Origin of the sequence: Nocardioides sp. P86 (genome assembly GCF_023712465.1) — a bacterium.
Lineage (GTDB): Bacteria > Actinomycetota > Actinomycetes > Propionibacteriales > Nocardioidaceae > Nocardioides > Nocardioides kribbensis.
In genome coordinates this window covers 89,952-105,035 of the sequence record NZ_JAMAYE010000002.1, presented here as the reverse complement: position 1 = coordinate 105,035, position 15,084 = coordinate 89,952, and the positions used below count along the sequence as shown (strand labels likewise).

The following is a 15,084-nucleotide window of genomic DNA, read 5'->3' as shown; positions in this document are numbered from 1 at the left end:
CGGCCGACCCCTCAGGCCCCGCGGCCTCCCTGCCGATGAGGCTGGTCCCCCCGCACCACGGCCCGACTCCCCGGTCGGCCGGCTCGGCCCCTCCCCCCTCGGACCTGGAGTACCCCCGTGCCCGACGCGTCCCCCCGCACCGCACCGTCCACCACCACCACCACCACGACGGCCACCACGACCGCTGCCACCTCGCGACGCAGCGTGCTGCGCGCCGGCGCCACCGCGGCCGGCGCCACCGCGGCCGGCGCCGCAGGGGTCGGCGCCACCGTGCTCGCCGCGCCCGGACGCGCCGAGGCGGCCCCGGCGTACCGCCCGGCGCGCTTCGCCGGCGACACCCCCCTCCTCGGGGCCCGCGACCGTCACCTGGTCACGCGCTTCAGCTACGGCCTGACCCCCGCGCTCGCGCGGCAGGTGCGCAGGGCCGGAGGCGGGCGGGCGTGGTTCGAGCAGCAGCTCGACGCCGGCTCGGTCACCGACGGTGCCGGAGCCTTCGCCTCGTGGTGGCCCGGGCTGGGACGCACGCCCTCGGAGCTGTGGCAGCGCCACGTCGGCGAGGTCGAGGGCGGCTGGGAGGTGATGGACGACTACCAGCGCTGGCTGCTGCTGCGCCGCATGCACACCGGCCGTCAGGTGCACGAGGTGATGACGGAGTTCTGGGAGAACCACCTCAACGTGCCGGTCAACGGCGATGCCGTCTTCACCTGGCGCGCCGACTACGGCGACACCGTCCGGCGGCACGCCCTGGGTCGCTTCGACGAGCTGCTGCAGGACGCCGTGGTGCACCCCGCGATGCTGCTCTACCTCGACGGCGCCATCTCGACCGCCGAGCACCCCAACGAGAACCTCGGCCGCGAGCTCCTCGAGCTCCACACCGTCGGGCGCGGCCAGTACGACGAGGACGACGTCAAGGCCTCCGCGCGCATCCTCACCGGCTGGTGGGTGGACATGTGGCGCACCTGGGCCGCCTCCTACGAGCCGCGCCACCACGCCGTCGGGCCCGTCAGCGTCATGGACTTCAGCCACCCCAACGCCGACCGCGACGGCCGGGCCGTCACCCGTGCCTACCTCACCCACCTCGCCCACCACCCGGCGACCGCGGCCAGGATCGCCCGCAAGCTGGCGGTGAAGTTCGTCAGCGACGACCCGCCGCAGGCGCTGGTCGACGAGCTGGCACGGGTCTACCTCGCCTCCGACACCGCCATCGTGCCCGTGCTGCGCGCCCTCGTCGCCTCCGAGGCCTTCGCCGGCTCCGCTGGGGCCAAGGTGAGGGACCCCGGCGAGGACGTCGTGGCGACCTACCGCGCCCTGCGGGTGAAGGTGAGCGAGCCGCCGCAGGGTCGCGCCGGTGACTCGTGGGGCGCCAACGCCGTGCTCTGGCAGTGCTCCGACCTCGGCAGCACGCCCATGTCCTGGCCCCGACCCGACGGGGCGCCGCTCGACAACGACTCGTGGTCCTCCTCCTCGCGGGTCGTGGCCTCCTTCGGCCTGCACTACGCGATGAGCGGGGGCTGGTGGCCCCGCGACGGCATGCGCTACCGCACGCCTCGGCAGTGGCTGCCGAAGGCCTCGATCCGCTTCGACCTGCTGGTCGACCACCTCGCCCAAGAGCTGCTCGGCGTGCACTCCACCGCCGAGCTGCTGCAGGCCTGCTGCGAGGCCTGCGACGTCCGCCCGGGCGAGCGGATCACCCGCGAGCACCGCCTGGTGAAGTGGGCCTTCCAGCGCCTGCTCACCACCTTCCTCGACTCCCCGCTGCACATGACCAGGTGACGGTGACCCCATGACGACCTCCCCCCTTCCCGCCGGGCCCCGCGCCGTCGCACCGGCCGGCACCCCCTGCTGCGCCGAGTACGCCGGCCTGAGCCGCCGCGGCCTGTTCCGGGGTCTCGCGCTCGCCGGTGCCACCACCGCGATCGGCTCGGCCGTGGTGACCGCCTCGCCCGCACGGGCCGCGAGCGCCTCCTCGGTGCTGGTGGTGGTGTCGCTGCGCGGCGCCGCCGACGGGCTGTCCTTGGTGGTGCCCCACGGCGACCCGGCCTACTACCGGGCCCGCCCGCGCATCGCCGTGCCCTCCGAGAGCCTGCTGGCCAAGGACGCGATGTTCGGGCTGCACCCCCAGCTCTCGCCGCTGCTGCCGCTGTGGACCTCGGGGCGCCTGGCCGCGATCCAGGCGACGGGGCTGCCGGTGGCCAACCGCTCGCACTTCTCGGCCATGGAGGAGCTCGAGGACGCCGCCCCCGGCTCGACCGCCCGCGTGGGCTGGCTCAACCGGCTCATCGGCGGTGACGCCGACGCCTCCCCGCTCGAGGGCCTCCACGTCGGGCTCGGGGTCGTGCCGACCTCCCTCTACGGCGGCGCGCCCGTCTTCGCGGTCAAGGACGTCGACTCGGTCGAGATCCCCGGCGCCGACCAGTACGACACCACCGGCGGGCGTCCTCGTTCGCTGCGCACGCTGTGGGGCGGCGACACCAGCCCGCTGGGGCGCGGGGTGCGCGCGACCTTCGACTCCGTGCAGGGCTTCGCGCCGGTCCAACGCGCCGTCGACCGCCGCGGGCGCTACCCCTCCACCGACCTCGGTCGCGCCCTCGCCGACGTGGCGCGGGTCGTGCGCGGCGACGTCGGGGTCGAGGTCGTCACCGTCGACCAGGGCGACTGGGACATGCACACCAACCTCGGCACCCTGGAGTGGGGCGACATGCGCCGCAACGCCGCCGACCTCGCCGGGTCCGTCGCCGCCTTCTTCGACGACCTCGGCCCCACGGGCGACAAGGTGACGATGGTCGTGCTCAGCGAGTTCGGCCGCCGGGTGGTGGAGAACAGCAACCAGGGCCTCGACCACGGCTACGGCAACGTCATGCTCGTCGCGGGCGCGGGGGTCAGGGGCGGGCGCTACTACGGCCGCTGGCCCGGCCTCGACACGACCCTCGACGCCGACCTGCTGGTCACCACCGACTACCGCCAGGTGCTCGGCGAGGTGGTCGCGAGCCGGTTCGCCGACGTCTCGGTGGCCCGCGTCTTCCCGGGGCTGTCCTACGACCCCGTGGGGTTCATGCGCACCGCCTGACCCGGCCGGGCCGGCTCGGGCGCGGCGGGTCAGCTCGGGTCGGGTCGGGTCGGGTCAGTCGACGCGGTAGGACGCCGACATGTCGCGGTCGCCGAGCCCGGCCTCCGCGGCCCGGGCGAGGTGCTCACGCGCGCCCGGCACCAAGGTGAGGTCCAGCCCGGCGCCGCGTGCGGCGGCGAGGATGAGGTCGGCGTCCTTCAGCGCGCCGCTGAGGGCGAAGGACGGCTCGTCGTCGCCGGCGAGCATGGCGCCGCCCTTGAGCTGCACGTAGGGCGCGTCGAGCGCCCCTCCCTCGACGGCCTCCAGGAAGAGTGCCGGGTCGAGGCCGAGCTCGCGGGTCAGGCGCAGCGACTCCGCCACCCCCTCGAGCACGGTGAGCACCCAGGCGTTGGCCGCCATCTTCAGCCGGGAGCCCGCGCCGGCGGCGCCGAGCCACATCGTGCGGCTGCCCATGGCGTCGAGCACCGGGGCGATCCGGTCGCGGGCGTCGTCGGGCCCGGAGGCCAGCACCACCAGGGCGCCCGCCTCGGCCGGGCCGCGGGTGCCGAGCACGGGGGCGTCGACCAGGGTGAGGCCGAGCTCCTCGGCGAGGGCGACGAGCCGGTCGGAGCCCTCGACGCCGACCGTGCTCTGCTGGACCCAGACGGCGTCGCCGCCCATCGCCGGCGCGACCTCGCGCACCACCGACTCCACGCTGTCGAGGTCGTAGAGCATGGTCACGACGACGTCGGCCCCGTCGACGGCCTCGGCGGCCGACGACGCCACCGTGGCGACGTCGGCCAGCGGCTCGGCCCGCTCGCGGGTGCGGTTCCAGACCGTGGTGGCCAGCCCCGCGGCCGCGATGTTGCGCGCCATGCCCGCGCCCATGACGCCGGTGCCGAGCACCGCCACGCGGGGCGCGGAGCCCGGCGACGGGGCGGTGACGTCGCTCGCGACGGGGGCGGGGGTGCTGGTCTGCTCGCTCATGGCGCCACGCTAGGTCGCCCGGGCGCCCGGTCCGCTCACCCCTCCGGACGACCGCCGGGCGCCGGCGGCTCGGGCAGGGGCGTGCCTCCCCCGAAGCCGCTGGCCACCCCCACCGCGTCGAGCACGACGTACGGCGTGGCCGCACTCACCGCCCCGCGCGCCAGCGCCCGGTCTCCCCCGGCGAGGTGCTCCGCGGCCCGGCCCGCCACCACCACGAGGTTGCCGGCGCGGCGGCCCTTCAGGGTCGGCGGCTCGGCGCTCAGCGTGAGGTGCGGCAGGTGCACCCGCAGGCCCGCCAGCACGTCGCGGGTGTGGGCGAAGGGCGTGCGGTCGCTGAGGTTGAGCAGGGCCAGGCCGTCGGGCGCCAGGGCGCGGGCGACCAGGGCGAAGGCGGCCGGCGTGACGAGGTCGGCGGGCACCCGGCCGGCGGCGTACGCGTCGAGGACGACGAGGTCGAAGGAGCCCTCGCGGAGCTCCGCCAGGCCGGTGCGGCCGTCGACGGGGCGCACCTTGATGCCGCTGCGCCGCGGCAGCGGGAGCCGCTCGCGCACCAGCGCGGTGAGGGCGGTGTCGGGCTCGAGCACCACCTGGCTCGACCGGGGCCGGGTGTGGGCGACGTAGCGCGGCAGGGTCAGCCCGGCCCCGCCGACGTGCACGACCCGCAGCGGCGCCCCGGGCCCGCCGTGGGCGTCGACGACATCGCCCATGCGGCGCACGTAGCCGAACTCCAGGCGCGTGGGGTCGTCGAGGTCGACGTGGGACTGGTCCCGGCCGCCGACGCGCACCACGAAGCCCCGCGCGCGCTCGGTGGCCACCACCTCGGCCGGCTCGGTCGCCTCGGCCACTCCGGCCGGCTCGCCCGACGGCGCCTGTGATCCCACACCGGCCAACCTAGGCGGTGCCCGCTTCGGCCCCTCGGTACCCTCCCCGGCATGGGCATGATGAAGAAGATGGGCAAGCTCGGCGTCGCGAAGCTGATCTACGACGAGGCGCGAAAGCCCGAGAACCAGGCACGCATCAAGGCGGCCGCCGCCAAGGTGCAGACGACCGTGCAGGAGCGCCGGGCCAAGCGCCCGCGCTGAGCGCACGCGCCGCACCGCGCGGACCCCGACCGGCAGGACGCCGACACCGGACCTGCACCAGACCTGCACCAGACCCGCACGAGACCAGCACCAGACCAGCACCGAGGAGAGCCGATGATCTTCATCACCGCGAAGTTCCAGATCAAGCCCGAGCACGCCGAGGACTGGCCCGAGATCTCTCGGCCCTTCACCGAGGCCACCCGCGCCGAGGAGGGCTGCCTGTGGTTCGACTGGTCGCGCAGCCTCGACGACGCCCACGAGTACGTGCTGGTGGAGGCCTTCCGCGACGGTGACGCCGGTGGCGCCCACGTCTCCTCCGACCACTTCAAGCAGGCCCAGCAGGACCTGCCGCCCTACCTCGTCTCCACCCCGAGGATCGTGAGCCTCGAGGCCCCCGGGACCGACTGGTCCGAGCTGGGCGAGATGCAGGTCGGCTGACCGCGACTCCCCGCGTCCACCTCAGGTCCTCCTCAGCGCTCCCGTGCCTGGCGGCCGGGGGCGCTGAGGTCGTAGTGGGCCAGCTTGCGGTACATCGTGGCGCGGCTGAGCCCCAGCTCCCGGGCCGCCGCCGTCACCGTGGCCCCCGGCCGGGCCAGGGCGCGCGCGATCTCGTCGCGCTCCACCGACTCCAGCCGGGTCAGCCGGTGCGCGCTGGCCCTGCGCAGGTCGGCGGGCAAGTGCCGCACGTCGACGACGTCGGTGAGGCGACCGGCGTCGCGCACCACCCGGGCCAGCTGGTCGACGTTGTCGGGCCACGACGCGTCGCGCAGCACGCGCTCGGCGGCGGGGGTGAAGCCGAGGTCGCGGCCACGGTGGCGCCGGCCCAGGTGGGCGGCCAGCGGCACGACGTCGTCGGGGCGCTCCCGCAGCGGGGGTACGCCGACCACCGCACCCACCAGCGGGGCCAGCGACACGGGCACGTCGTGGAGGTCCTGCGCGGTGAGCACCAACCGGGTCGCGGAGGCGGCACCCCCGCGCGCGCCGGTCGCGGCGAGCAGGTCGCGCAGCCGCTCGGCGGCCCACAGCGGGAGGGTGTCGACGTCGGCGACGACGAACCCCGTGCCGGCCTTGCCCAGCTCGGGGGTCCACAGGTCGAGCCAGGCATCGACGTCGCGCGGGTCGGGCGGGGTCGCACTGAGGATCCGGTCGCGCGGGCTCACCTGCCGCAGCGCCTGGGCACCGAGCGTCGCCCGGCCCGATCCCGGCTCCCCGAGCACGAGCACGACGTGCCCGGCCGCGAGCCCGGCGGCCGCCTCGGCCACGGGTGCGTTCCAGGCCGCCGAGAGCGCGGCGGCCAGGGTCGCCGAGCCGCTGACCGCGCGGGCCGACTCCACGCGGTAGACCTGACCGCGCGGCTGCGGGCGGGGCGAGCGGCCCTGCGAGCGGGCCAGCATGAGGGCGGCGGTCGTGCCGGCCGCCGACTGGGCGAGCGCGAGCAGCAGGTCGCTGGAGGAGCGCGACCAGGTCGTGAGGTTGACGCTGCCCTCGAGGCGCCCGGTCACGGGGTCGTGCACGGGCACCGCGGCGCAGGTGTAGCCGCACAGGCTGGCGCTGTAGTGCTGCTCGGCGTGCACGAGGGTCGGCACCCGGTCGGCCAGCGCCAGCGCCAGCCCGTTGGTGCCGGCGTCGCGCTCGGAGAAGGCGAACCCCGGCGCGAGGTGCACCCGGTCGAGGGCGCGCAGCAGGGTGCTGTCACCGCAGAGCCGGTCGAGCACCAGACCCTCGTGGTCGGTGAGCATCAGCGAGACCGGCTCCGAGGCCAGGGTGGCGTGCAGGCCGCCGAGGACCTCGCGCCCGCACTCGAAGAAGAGCGACTCGGTGTCGACGGCCCCGGCGAAGGCGGGGTCGACCTCGTCGAGGGGCACGCCGTAGTCCTCGCTGCGCTGCCAGCTGGCCAGCACCCGCTCGGGCACCGGACCGCCCGGTGCGACCTGGCGCGCGCGCAGAGGCACCACCTCGTCGTCCACGTCCCACCTCCCCGTCGTGTGACCCACGTTACGTCGGGGACGCCGCCCACGGCATGCCCCGCTGTCTCAGATTGAGACACGGCACCCCTCGGCGACACCCCCGCCGGCTGCCTACGGTCGAGCCAGACCAGGTGTGACACCCGTCACCCGTCCAGAGGGGATCGAGCATGTACAGCAAGAACGGTGAGGACTTCTACATCGTCGACGCGCACATCGCGCTGTGGGACGCGCGGCCGGAGAACCAGCGCAACATCCACGGCAAGCAGTTCATCGACTGCTTCTACGACTACCACCGCAACCTCAGCCCCGAGTCGGAGCAGTGGGGCTACGAGGAGTACCTCTACCAGGGCGGCGAGCGGCTGATGAAGGACGTCTTCACCGACGGCTACGCCGACCACGCGATCTTCCAGCCGGCCTACCTCAAGGAGTTCTACAACACCGGCTTCGGCCAGTCCGAGGAGGCCTTCGCCCTCGCCCAGGCCCACCCCGACAAGCTCACCTACAACCACAACTTCGACCCGCGCAACGGCGAGCAGGGCCTCGAGCAGCTCCACGCCGACGCCGAGAAGTACGGCCTCAAGGGCGTGAAGCTCTACACCGCCGAGTGGCACGGCGACTCACGCGGCTGGAAGCTCGACGACCCGTGGGCGGTGCGCTACTTCGAGGCGTGCCGGGAACTGGGCATCCGCAACATCCACGTGCACAAGGGCCCCACGATCCGTCCGCTCGACCGCGACGCCTTCGACGTGGCCGACATCGACCACATCGCCAGCGATTTCACCGACCTCAACTTCATCGTCGAGCACGTGGGCCTGCCCCGCCTGGAGGACTTCTGCTGGATCGCCACCCAGGAGCCCAACGTCTACGGCGGGCTCGCGGTCGCGATGCCGTTCATCCACACCCGGCCGAAGTACTTCGCCCAGATCATGGGCGAGCTCCTCTACTGGATCGGGGAGGACCGGATCCTCTTCTCCAGCGACTACGCCATCTGGACCCCGAAGTGGCTGGTGGAGTCGTTCGTGGACTTCCAGATCCCCGAGGAGCTCGGCGAGTACGCCCCGATCACCCTGGAGCAGAAGAAGAAGATCCTCGGCCTCAACGCCGCCAAGCTCTACGACCTCGAGGTGCCCGCGCGACTGCGGCTGCCCGACGCCGACGAGACCGCGACCGGCCCGCGCCAGCCCGAGCGGGCCGACCTGGCGGCCGTGTGATGGCGCCCGCGACCCTGACCACGCGCGTGCGGCTCGACCCCCCTCCGGGGGCCGGGCTCGACGAGGAGCGCGTCCGCCGGGCCATGGACGTCGTCATCGACCCCGAGCTCGACGAGCCGATCACCGACCTGGGCTTCGTGCGCAGTGTCGAGGTCGGCGCGGGCGGGCCCACCGACGTCACCGTCCACCTGCGGCTGCCCACGTCCTTCTGCTCGCCCAACTTCGCCTACCTCATGGCCTCGGACGCCAAGGACGCGGTCAGCGCGCTGCCCGGCGTCGGGCGGGTGGTCGTCGAGCTCGACGACCACCACGACTCGACGATCATCAACGCCGGCCTCGCCACCGACGCGGGCTACCGCGGCACGTTCCGCCACGAGGCCGAGCAGGACCTCGACGAGCTGCGCGAGACCTTCCGGCGCAAGGCCCACACCGCCGCGATGGAGCGGGCCCTGACCGGTCTGCTGCGCTCGCGCAGCGACCTCGAGGAGGCCCGCGTCGGCGACGTCGTGCTCGGCGACCTCCCCGACGACGAGGTCACCCGCTCGCTGCTGCGCCGCAGGAGCGAGATCGGGCTGGACACCGACCCGGCCTCGCCGGTGCTCGTCGACGCGCACGGCACGCCGTACGCCGAGGGCGACGTGCCGATGGCGCTGCGCCGGGCCCGCTCGACGCGCATCTCCATCGACGGCAACGCCCACTTCTGCCGCGGCCTGCTCGCCACCCGCTACCCCGGCTCCGAGGCCGACCAGAGCGCGCGACCCGACCCCGACCGGACGTTCGTGCCGCTCACCGAGATCACCACCCGTCCCACCACCAGCACGAAGGAGCTCTCCGCATGAGCACGATGCGCGCCGTCCAGGTGGTCGGCTACCACCAGGACCTGCAGATGACCGAGGTCCCCAAGCCCGAGCCCACCGGCCCCTTCGACGTCGTCGTGCGCATCGGGGGCGCCGGGGTGTGCCGCACCGACCTGCACATCCTCGAGGGCCAGTGGGCCGAGAAGTCCCAGGTGCAGCTGCCCTACACGATCGGCCACGAGAACGCCGGCTGGGTGGAGGCGGTCGGCAGCGCGGTCACCCACGTCGCCGAGGGCGACAAGGTGATCATGCACCCGCTCGTCACCTGCGGGCTGTGCCGGGCCTGCCGCTCGGGCGACGACGTGCACTGCGAGACCAGCCAGTTCCCGGGCATCGACACCCACGGCGGCTACGCGGAGTACCTCAGGACCACGGCGCGCAGCGTCGTGCGCATCGACGACTCGCTCGAGCCCTCCGACGTGGCCGCCCTCGCCGACGCCGGCCTCACCGCCTACCACGCGGCGGCCAAGGCCGCCCGCCGGCTCACCCCGCGCGACCGCTGCGTCGTCATCGGCGCCGGCGGACTGGGCCACATCGGCATCCAGGTGCTCAAGGCGCTGAGCCCGGCCGAGCTGATCGTCGTCGACCGCAACCCCGACGCGCTCAAGCTGGCCCTCACCATCGGCGCCGACCACGGCGTCGTCGCCGAGGGCCGCCAGGTGGAGGAGGTGCTCGACCTCACCGGCGGGCACGGCGCCGAGGTGGTCGTCGACTTCGTCGGCGAGAACGGGTCGACCGCCGAGGGCCTGGCGATGACCCGCCAGGCCGGCGACTACCACGTGGTGGGCTACGGCGAGAACATCGACGTGCCGACCATCGACCTGATCTCCTCGGAGAAGAACATCATCGGCAACCTGGTCGGGTCCTACAACGACCTGTGCGACCTGATGGCCCTCGCCGCCCGCGGCGACGTCACGCTGCACACCCAGAAGTACGCCCTCGACGACTTCCAGAGCGCCATCGACGACCTCGACGCCGGGCGCGTGCGCGGTCGGGCCATCCTCACGCCCGAGGGGATCTGACGTGAAGAGCTTGCTGGGCATCGGTGTCTCCGTGGGCCTGCTGGCCGGGGCGTGGACCTGGGTCAGCGTCGAGGCCGGACTGATCACCTGGATCGCCTTCGTCGCCTGGGCCTGCTTCTTCGCCGCCGGCGGCGGCACCGAGGGGCTGCGCAAGGGCTTGGCCGCCAACCTGGCCGGCCTGGCCTGGGGCTACGTCATCAGCCTCGTGCTGGAGCTGGACTCCGCCACCTGGGTGCTCGCGCTCTCGGTGACCGTGGTCGGCTTCATCCTCTGCGTCGAGTCCGCCTGGTCGGTGCTGTCGTTCATCCCGGGGGCCTTCGCCGGCACGGCCGTCTTCTTCGGCTCCGCCTTCGACCTCACCGGGAGCCTCGTCGCGATCCTCGCCGGAGCCGCCCTCGGTCTGGTCTCGGCCCTGCTCGGCGCTCGCATCCAGGCAGCCGTCGACCACCGCGGCAGCGGGGTGCGTCCCGCTGCCGGCCCCACCCCCGGCGCCCCGGCGCCGGCCTGACCCGTCCCCAGGAGAGACACATGATCCACAACACGGCGCGCTTCACGGTGCGTCCCGAGCACGCCGACGACTGGCCCGAGATCGCGCGGGCCTTCACCGAGGCGACCCGCGCCGAGCCCGGCTGCCTGTGGTTCCACTGGTCGCGCGACGTCGACGACCCGTGCCAGTACCTGCTGCTGGGGGCGTTCCGCGAGGACGCGGCCGCCGACCACGTCGGCTCGGCGCACTTCCAGGAGGCCCAGCGCACGCTCCCGGCGTACCTGCAGCAGACCCCCACGATCCTCGGCGTCGTCGTCGAGGACCGTGAGTGGGTGGAGCTGGGCGAGATGAGGGTGCCCGCCGAGGCCACCTAGACGTCCCGTCCCCCGCAGGGGCGACACTCACCCGGCCGCGGCCGCCAGCTCCTCGGCGGCCGCGGCCGCGGTGTCGGCGAGGGCGTCGAGGTCGGGGGCACCTGCGGCGTCCACCGGCACCGGCCGCGCGCCGGCGACCCGCTGCTGCCACAGCTGGACCGCGACGACCCGGGACGCGGCCTCCTCGACCCGCTCGCGCGACAGGCGACCCTCCTCGATGGCCCGGGTCAGGGTGCGGTGGGTGCGGGCGGTGTCGGCGGGCATCAGCAGCAGGTCGGCGCCCGCCGCGAGCGCGCTCACCGCAGGCTCCTCGCGCCCGGCCACCGCGCCCATGCCCAGGGAGTCGGTGATGGCGACGCCCTCGAAGCCGAGCTCCTCGCGCAGCAGGTCGTAGGTCTCCGGTGCCAGGCTCGCCGGCACCCCGGGGGCGACCGCGTCGACGGCGACGTGGCTGACCATGATCGACGGTGCCTCGTGCAGCACCGCCTTGGCGAAGGGGCGCAGGTCACGGTCGGCCAGCTCGGCCATGCTCACGTCGAGCTCCGGCAGCGCGACGTGGCTGTCGACGCCCACGGCGCCGTGGCCGGGGAAGTGCTTGGGGGTCGAGACGACGCCGGCCCGGTCGTAGCCCGCCACCGCGGCCGCCACCGCGAGGGCGGCCGTGGCGGGGTCGGTCGACGGCGAGCGCGAGCCGATGGTCGGGTCGCCGGCGCCGATCGTGACGTCGGCGACCGGGGCGAAGACCCAGGTGAAGCCGAGACCGCGCAGCTCCATGGCCAGCGCGTCGGCGGCGGCGCGCACCACGGCACGACCCGGCTTCTCCCCCGCGGCCACCGCGTCGCCCGCCGCGGCGAAGGCCGGGAAGTCGGTGGCCACCCCGGAGAGGTGGGAGACCAGCCCGCCCTCCTGGTCGACGCCGACGACCGGCGGGAAGTCTCGGCCGTCGGCGCTCACGGCCGCCTCGACGGCCGCGGTGGTGGCCCTCACCTGCGCGGCGTCGACGACGTTCTCGGCCGTCACCGACACCCCCGCCAGATGGTGCTCGGCCACGAGGTCGGCCGCGACCTCCGGGTCGGTGCCGGCGTAGCGGCCCACGACGACCTGGCCGGCGAGCCGCTCGGCGTCCCACCCCGTGACCAGCGCACGGGCCTGCTCGACCTCGCCGAGGGTCGGGCCCCATCCGGTGGGCTCCGCCGAGTCCTCCGAGGAGACGTCGCCGGCCGCGTCGGACGCGGTGGACGCGCTGGAGGGCACCGTGGTGCCCGGTGTCCCGGCGCTGCCGGCCGGCCCCGTCGGGGTGCCGGTGGCACCACAGCCCGCCAGCACGAGGGCGCTCAGCGCCAGCGCACACAGGCCCGCCGGGCGCGCGGGCGGCCGCGGGTGCCGGGCCGTGGAGGGGCGGGAGGCCCTGGGACGGGAGGTGGAGGGAGGACGCAGCACCCGGCCGAGGCTAACCGCGGGGGCCTCAGAGCCCGCAATGGGTGGCGAAGAAGCCCCGCAGCGCCGCGCGGGTGGCGTCGGGCAGCGGCAGGTAGAACGACGCCGCCGCGGGCAGCCCCGGGCCGCCCACCCGCACGCCGACCAGGGTGCCGACCTTGTCCTCGGCCAGCGCGTGGGGGTCGCAGCGGCTCGGCACGAGCCGCAGCCGCACCTGCTCGGGCGGCCCGGTGGCCAGGCGCACCCGCACCCCCGAGCCGACCGAGGCCGACCCCTCGGCCTGGCGGAAGAGCACCGTGTCCTCGAATCCGCGGAACACCGTCGCGGGGTGCGCTGCGCCGGTGGGGCGCAGCGTCACGTCGAGCTCCAGCACCGAGCCCCGCCCGCGGCCCACCACCCGCGGCTCGCCCACCTCGAGGTCGGCCGCGTCGGCGAGCCGCTGCGCCGCGCAGTCGCGGTCGAGGAAGAGCCCGACCGCGCCGTACCGGTCCTCGGCGGTGGTCGTCGACTCCACCGGTGGGCCGCCGTCGACGCGGTAGGTGAGCCTCACCGTGGCGTCCGATCCCGTGCCGCAGCGTGCGAGCGGCAGGGCGACGGGCAGGTCGGCCTCGTTGAGGAAGGTCTTCTCCCCGGTCCAGGTCGTGGTGGCGAAGCGCTCGGAGCCCACCTCGGCCCGCAGCGCGGTCAGCTCGTGGTCGGTGGAGTCCACCAGGCGCACGAACACCTCGCGGCCCTGCCGCTCGAGGCGGGACTGGTCGACGTAGGCCGCCAGCCCGTCGGGCCAGGGCGCCGACCCGACCGGCCGGGCCGAGGCCGCGTCACCCGGCGAGGGTGCGCCCGGGCCGGGAGCCCCGTCGGCGCAGCCCGTGGCGGCGCCCAGCACGAGCGACACCACCACCGACGCGAGCCACGGGCGCTCGCGCCCGACCGCGTGCCTCACAGGTGGTCGGGCACGATCAGCGCGTCGGGGTCCTGGCGCACCGGCATGGCCTCCAGCGCGGCCCGCGTCAGGTCGACGGCACCGCTCACCAGGCGCCGCCTGCGCCGCTCGGACAGCCGGTCCCACGCGCCCGGTCGTCGGTGCTCCATGAGCTCGCCGGTGGCGCGCTCGGCCGCCTCGGCGAGCTCGGCGTCGCTGAAGACCGGCCGGCTGCCGACCGTGGGGCGCTCGGGCAGCGCGGTGAGCACCGGGAGCACGACGTCGCCCGCGGCGACCTTGGCGCGGTAGCTCCTCTCCCGCGGCAGCCGGGCCCAGGCGGTCGCGAGGTCGCCACGGCCCCAGGGCGGGCGCGTCGCCGACCACAGCCTGCGCGCGACGGCGTCGACCGCGACGGTCATCTCGTGCTCGGTGAACCTCATGCCCCGATTCTGGACCACCGGCGCCGGCGCCGCGCCGGGCGCGGCCGCCCGGTCGGGGCACCGGGACGGGAAACACCCCCCGGGACGGGTCCCGGGGGGTGCTTGTCGCAACCTGCTCCCCCCGAAAGCGGGAACGCTCAGAGGCAGCAGGCAGCCCTAGGTTCACCCGGAGATGCGGGTGATCCATCACCCGCCAGGTGTGAGCCTGTAGGGCCCTTACAGAAGACCACCCCGTCGCCGGCCGCGCCAGGGGCTCGCGCGGATCCGGTCCTTCGGGGTGAGGGGATCAGGCCTCGCGGTCCCGGTCCTCCTGCGGAGCCTGCGCCGGCACCCGGTCCAGCACCCGGTCGAGCACGGCGCTGGCCACCTGGTCGGGGCACTCGTCGGGCGTCCAGTGCGAGGCACCCTCGAGCGCGACGAAGCGGTAGTCGGCGCGCACGTGGGACCCGCACGCTTGCGCCGCGGTGGGTGAGGTGGCCAGGTCGTCGGCTCCCCACAGGAACGTCGTCGGCACCGTGACCGGCGGGGTGGCGGCGAGGTCGCCGTCCATGGCGCGGTACCACCCCAGCGCCGGGGTGAGGGCGCCCGAGCGCATCAGGCCGACGTAGGCCTCCACGTCGGGCGCGGCGACCGCGCCGCCGTAGAGCGCGCGCAGCCCGCGGGCGTCGTCGTCGAGCAGAGAGGCCTCGCCGCGGCCAGGCTCGCGGAAGACCCGGATGTAGGCCGAGCGGCGCTGCTGCTCGGGGTCCTCGCGCAGGGCCGCCCCGAAGGCCGCGAGGTGGGGCACCGAGAGCGCGGTCAGCGTGCGCAGCCGCTCGGGGTGCCGCGCGGCGAGCGCCCACGCGACCGAGGCGCCCCAGTCGTGGCCGACCAGGTGGAAGGGGCCCGTGTCCAGGGCGTCGGCCACCGCCAGCACGTCGGCGACCAGGCGCGGCACGGCGTACGCCGCCACCGCGGCGGGCCGGGCCCCCGGGGAGTAGCCGCGCTGGTCGGGCGCCACGAGGCGCAGGCCGTGCCCGGCGAGACGCTCGACGACCCGGTCCCAGCTGCGCGCCGACTGCGGGAAGCCGTGCAGCAGGAGCACCGGCACGCCGTCGGCGGGCCCGGCGAGGTGGACGTCGAGCTCGATCGGGCCGTGGTCGGGGTCGTCGACGACCACCGTGGTCGACGCGTCGAAGGCGCTCATGGGCCGAGCATGGCATCCCGACGCGGGGGTCACCACCGACGACCGCGGGGCCGTGGCCGCCCGGCCCGC

General features: G+C 75.1%; 16 protein-coding genes. 9 read left to right on the top strand and 7 right to left on the bottom strand.

From position 1 onward, the window contains the following. The first annotated feature begins 117 nt into the window (after positions 1–117). Together M3673_RS08025 and M3673_RS08020 are read left to right on the top strand one after the other, a co-directional pair. Positions 118–1,773, top strand: a complete 1,656-nt coding sequence (locus M3673_RS08025; RefSeq protein WP_251532885.1) for a DUF1800 domain-containing protein — start codon at positions 118–120, stop codon at positions 1,771–1,773. A 10-nt stretch (positions 1,774–1,783) separates the two neighbouring features. Next, on the top strand, positions 1,784–3,067 hold the full coding sequence (locus M3673_RS08020; RefSeq protein WP_251532884.1) for a DUF1501 domain-containing protein: 1,284 nt from the start codon (positions 1,784–1,786) through the stop codon (positions 3,065–3,067). A gap of 54 nt (positions 3,068–3,121) precedes the next feature. Here the strand turns inward: M3673_RS08020 and M3673_RS08015 are convergent, their stop codons facing one another. Together M3673_RS08015 and M3673_RS08010 are read right to left on the bottom strand one after the other, a co-directional pair. Continuing rightward, positions 3,122–4,033, bottom strand: a complete 912-nt coding sequence (locus tag M3673_RS08015) for an NAD(P)-dependent oxidoreductase (RefSeq protein ID WP_251532883.1) — start codon at positions 4,031–4,033, stop codon at positions 3,122–3,124. Between the two features lie 35 nt (positions 4,034–4,068). After that, entirely contained in the window at positions 4,069–4,914 is an 846-nt protein-coding gene (locus tag M3673_RS08010) for a fused MFS/spermidine synthase (RefSeq protein WP_251532882.1), read from the bottom strand. A 51-nt stretch (positions 4,915–4,965) separates the two neighbouring features. Here M3673_RS08010 and M3673_RS08005 point away from each other — a divergent pair, with 51 nt between their 5' ends. After that, positions 4,966–5,115: a hypothetical protein gene (locus M3673_RS08005; RefSeq protein ID WP_165699044.1), complete on the top strand. Its 150-nt coding sequence runs from the start codon at positions 4,966–4,968 to the stop codon at positions 5,113–5,115. A 114-nt stretch (positions 5,116–5,229) separates the two neighbouring features. Next, on the top strand, positions 5,230–5,553 hold the full coding sequence (locus M3673_RS08000) for a putative quinol monooxygenase (RefSeq protein ID WP_056904106.1): 324 nt from the start codon (positions 5,230–5,232) through the stop codon (positions 5,551–5,553). A 32-nt stretch (positions 5,554–5,585) separates the two neighbouring features. Here M3673_RS08000 and M3673_RS19625 read toward each other — a convergent pair whose 3' ends face one another. Next, a complete protein-coding gene (locus M3673_RS19625) occupies positions 5,586–7,082 on the bottom strand; it encodes a helix-turn-helix domain-containing protein (RefSeq protein WP_251532881.1) in 1,497 nt (498 codons plus the stop codon). 167 nt (positions 7,083–7,249) lie between these two features. Here M3673_RS19625 and M3673_RS07990 point away from each other — a divergent pair, with 167 nt between their 5' ends. From M3673_RS07990 to M3673_RS07970, 5 genes are read left to right on the top strand one after another with little or no spacing between them, the layout of a single operon-like run. Further along, complete coding sequence (locus tag M3673_RS07990) at positions 7,250–8,293, top strand: amidohydrolase family protein (protein WP_193660791.1); 1,044 nt, start codon at positions 7,250–7,252, stop codon at positions 8,291–8,293. 26 nt (positions 8,294–8,319) lie between these two features. Then, complete coding sequence (locus M3673_RS07985) at positions 8,320–9,132, top strand: iron-sulfur cluster assembly protein (protein ID WP_251532880.1); 813 nt, start codon at positions 8,320–8,322, stop codon at positions 9,130–9,132. Beyond that, positions 9,129–10,172, top strand: coding sequence for an NAD(P)-dependent alcohol dehydrogenase (locus M3673_RS07980; RefSeq protein ID WP_227488373.1), 1,044 nt, complete (start codon positions 9,129–9,131; stop codon positions 10,170–10,172). The genes M3673_RS07985 and M3673_RS07980 overlap by 4 nt, the downstream gene beginning before the upstream one ends. 1 nt (position 10,173) lies before the next feature. Continuing rightward, complete coding sequence (locus M3673_RS07975; protein WP_251532879.1) at positions 10,174–10,680, top strand: DUF1097 domain-containing protein; 507 nt, start codon at positions 10,174–10,176, stop codon at positions 10,678–10,680. Positions 10,681–10,700: 20 nt separating this feature from the next. Beyond that, positions 10,701–11,033 carry a putative quinol monooxygenase gene (locus M3673_RS07970; protein WP_193660788.1) on the top strand — a complete coding sequence of 111 codons (333 nt, stop codon included), beginning with the start codon at positions 10,701–10,703 and terminating at the stop codon, positions 11,031–11,033. A gap of 27 nt (positions 11,034–11,060) precedes the next feature. Here M3673_RS07970 and M3673_RS07965 read toward each other — a convergent pair whose 3' ends face one another. The 4 genes from M3673_RS07965 to M3673_RS07950 form a co-directional block, all read right to left on the bottom strand. After that, positions 11,061–12,287, bottom strand: coding sequence for a glycoside hydrolase family 3 N-terminal domain-containing protein (locus M3673_RS07965; RefSeq protein ID WP_251532878.1), 1,227 nt, complete (start codon positions 12,285–12,287; stop codon positions 11,061–11,063). A gap of 211 nt (positions 12,288–12,498) precedes the next feature. Continuing rightward, positions 12,499–13,410, bottom strand: a complete 912-nt coding sequence (locus M3673_RS07960; RefSeq protein ID WP_251532877.1) for a hypothetical protein — start codon at positions 13,408–13,410, stop codon at positions 12,499–12,501. Next, positions 13,407–13,829, bottom strand: a complete 423-nt coding sequence (locus M3673_RS07955) for a hypothetical protein (RefSeq protein WP_056864495.1) — start codon at positions 13,827–13,829, stop codon at positions 13,407–13,409. The genes M3673_RS07960 and M3673_RS07955 overlap by 4 nt, the downstream gene beginning before the upstream one ends. Before the next feature lie 286 nt (positions 13,830–14,115). Then, on the bottom strand, positions 14,116–15,015 hold the full coding sequence (locus M3673_RS07950) for an alpha/beta fold hydrolase (RefSeq protein WP_251532876.1): 900 nt from the start codon (positions 15,013–15,015) through the stop codon (positions 14,116–14,118). Positions 15,016–15,084: the final 69 nt, after the last annotated feature.

Coding starts and splice junctions, on each gene's coding strand:
- M3673_RS08020 (WP_251532884.1), top strand. CDS start 1,784: ATGACGACCTCCCCCCTTCCCGCCGGGCCCCGCGCCGTCGCACCGGCC.
- M3673_RS08015 (WP_251532883.1), bottom strand. CDS start 4,033: ATGAGCGAGCAGACCAGCACCCCCGCCCCCGTCGCGAGCGACGTCACC.
- M3673_RS08005 (WP_165699044.1), top strand. CDS start 4,966: ATGGGCATGATGAAGAAGATGGGCAAGCTCGGCGTCGCGAAGCTGATC.
- M3673_RS08000 (WP_056904106.1), top strand. CDS start 5,230: ATGATCTTCATCACCGCGAAGTTCCAGATCAAGCCCGAGCACGCCGAG.
- M3673_RS07990 (WP_193660791.1), top strand. CDS start 7,250: ATGTACAGCAAGAACGGTGAGGACTTCTACATCGTCGACGCGCACATC.
- M3673_RS07980 (WP_227488373.1), top strand. CDS start 9,129: ATGAGCACGATGCGCGCCGTCCAGGTGGTCGGCTACCACCAGGACCTG.
- M3673_RS07970 (WP_193660788.1), top strand. CDS start 10,701: ATGATCCACAACACGGCGCGCTTCACGGTGCGTCCCGAGCACGCCGAC.
- M3673_RS07955 (WP_056864495.1), bottom strand. CDS start 13,829: ATGAGGTTCACCGAGCACGAGATGACCGTCGCGGTCGACGCCGTCGCG.
- M3673_RS07950 (WP_251532876.1), bottom strand. CDS start 15,015: ATGAGCGCCTTCGACGCGTCGACCACGGTGGTCGTCGACGACCCCGAC.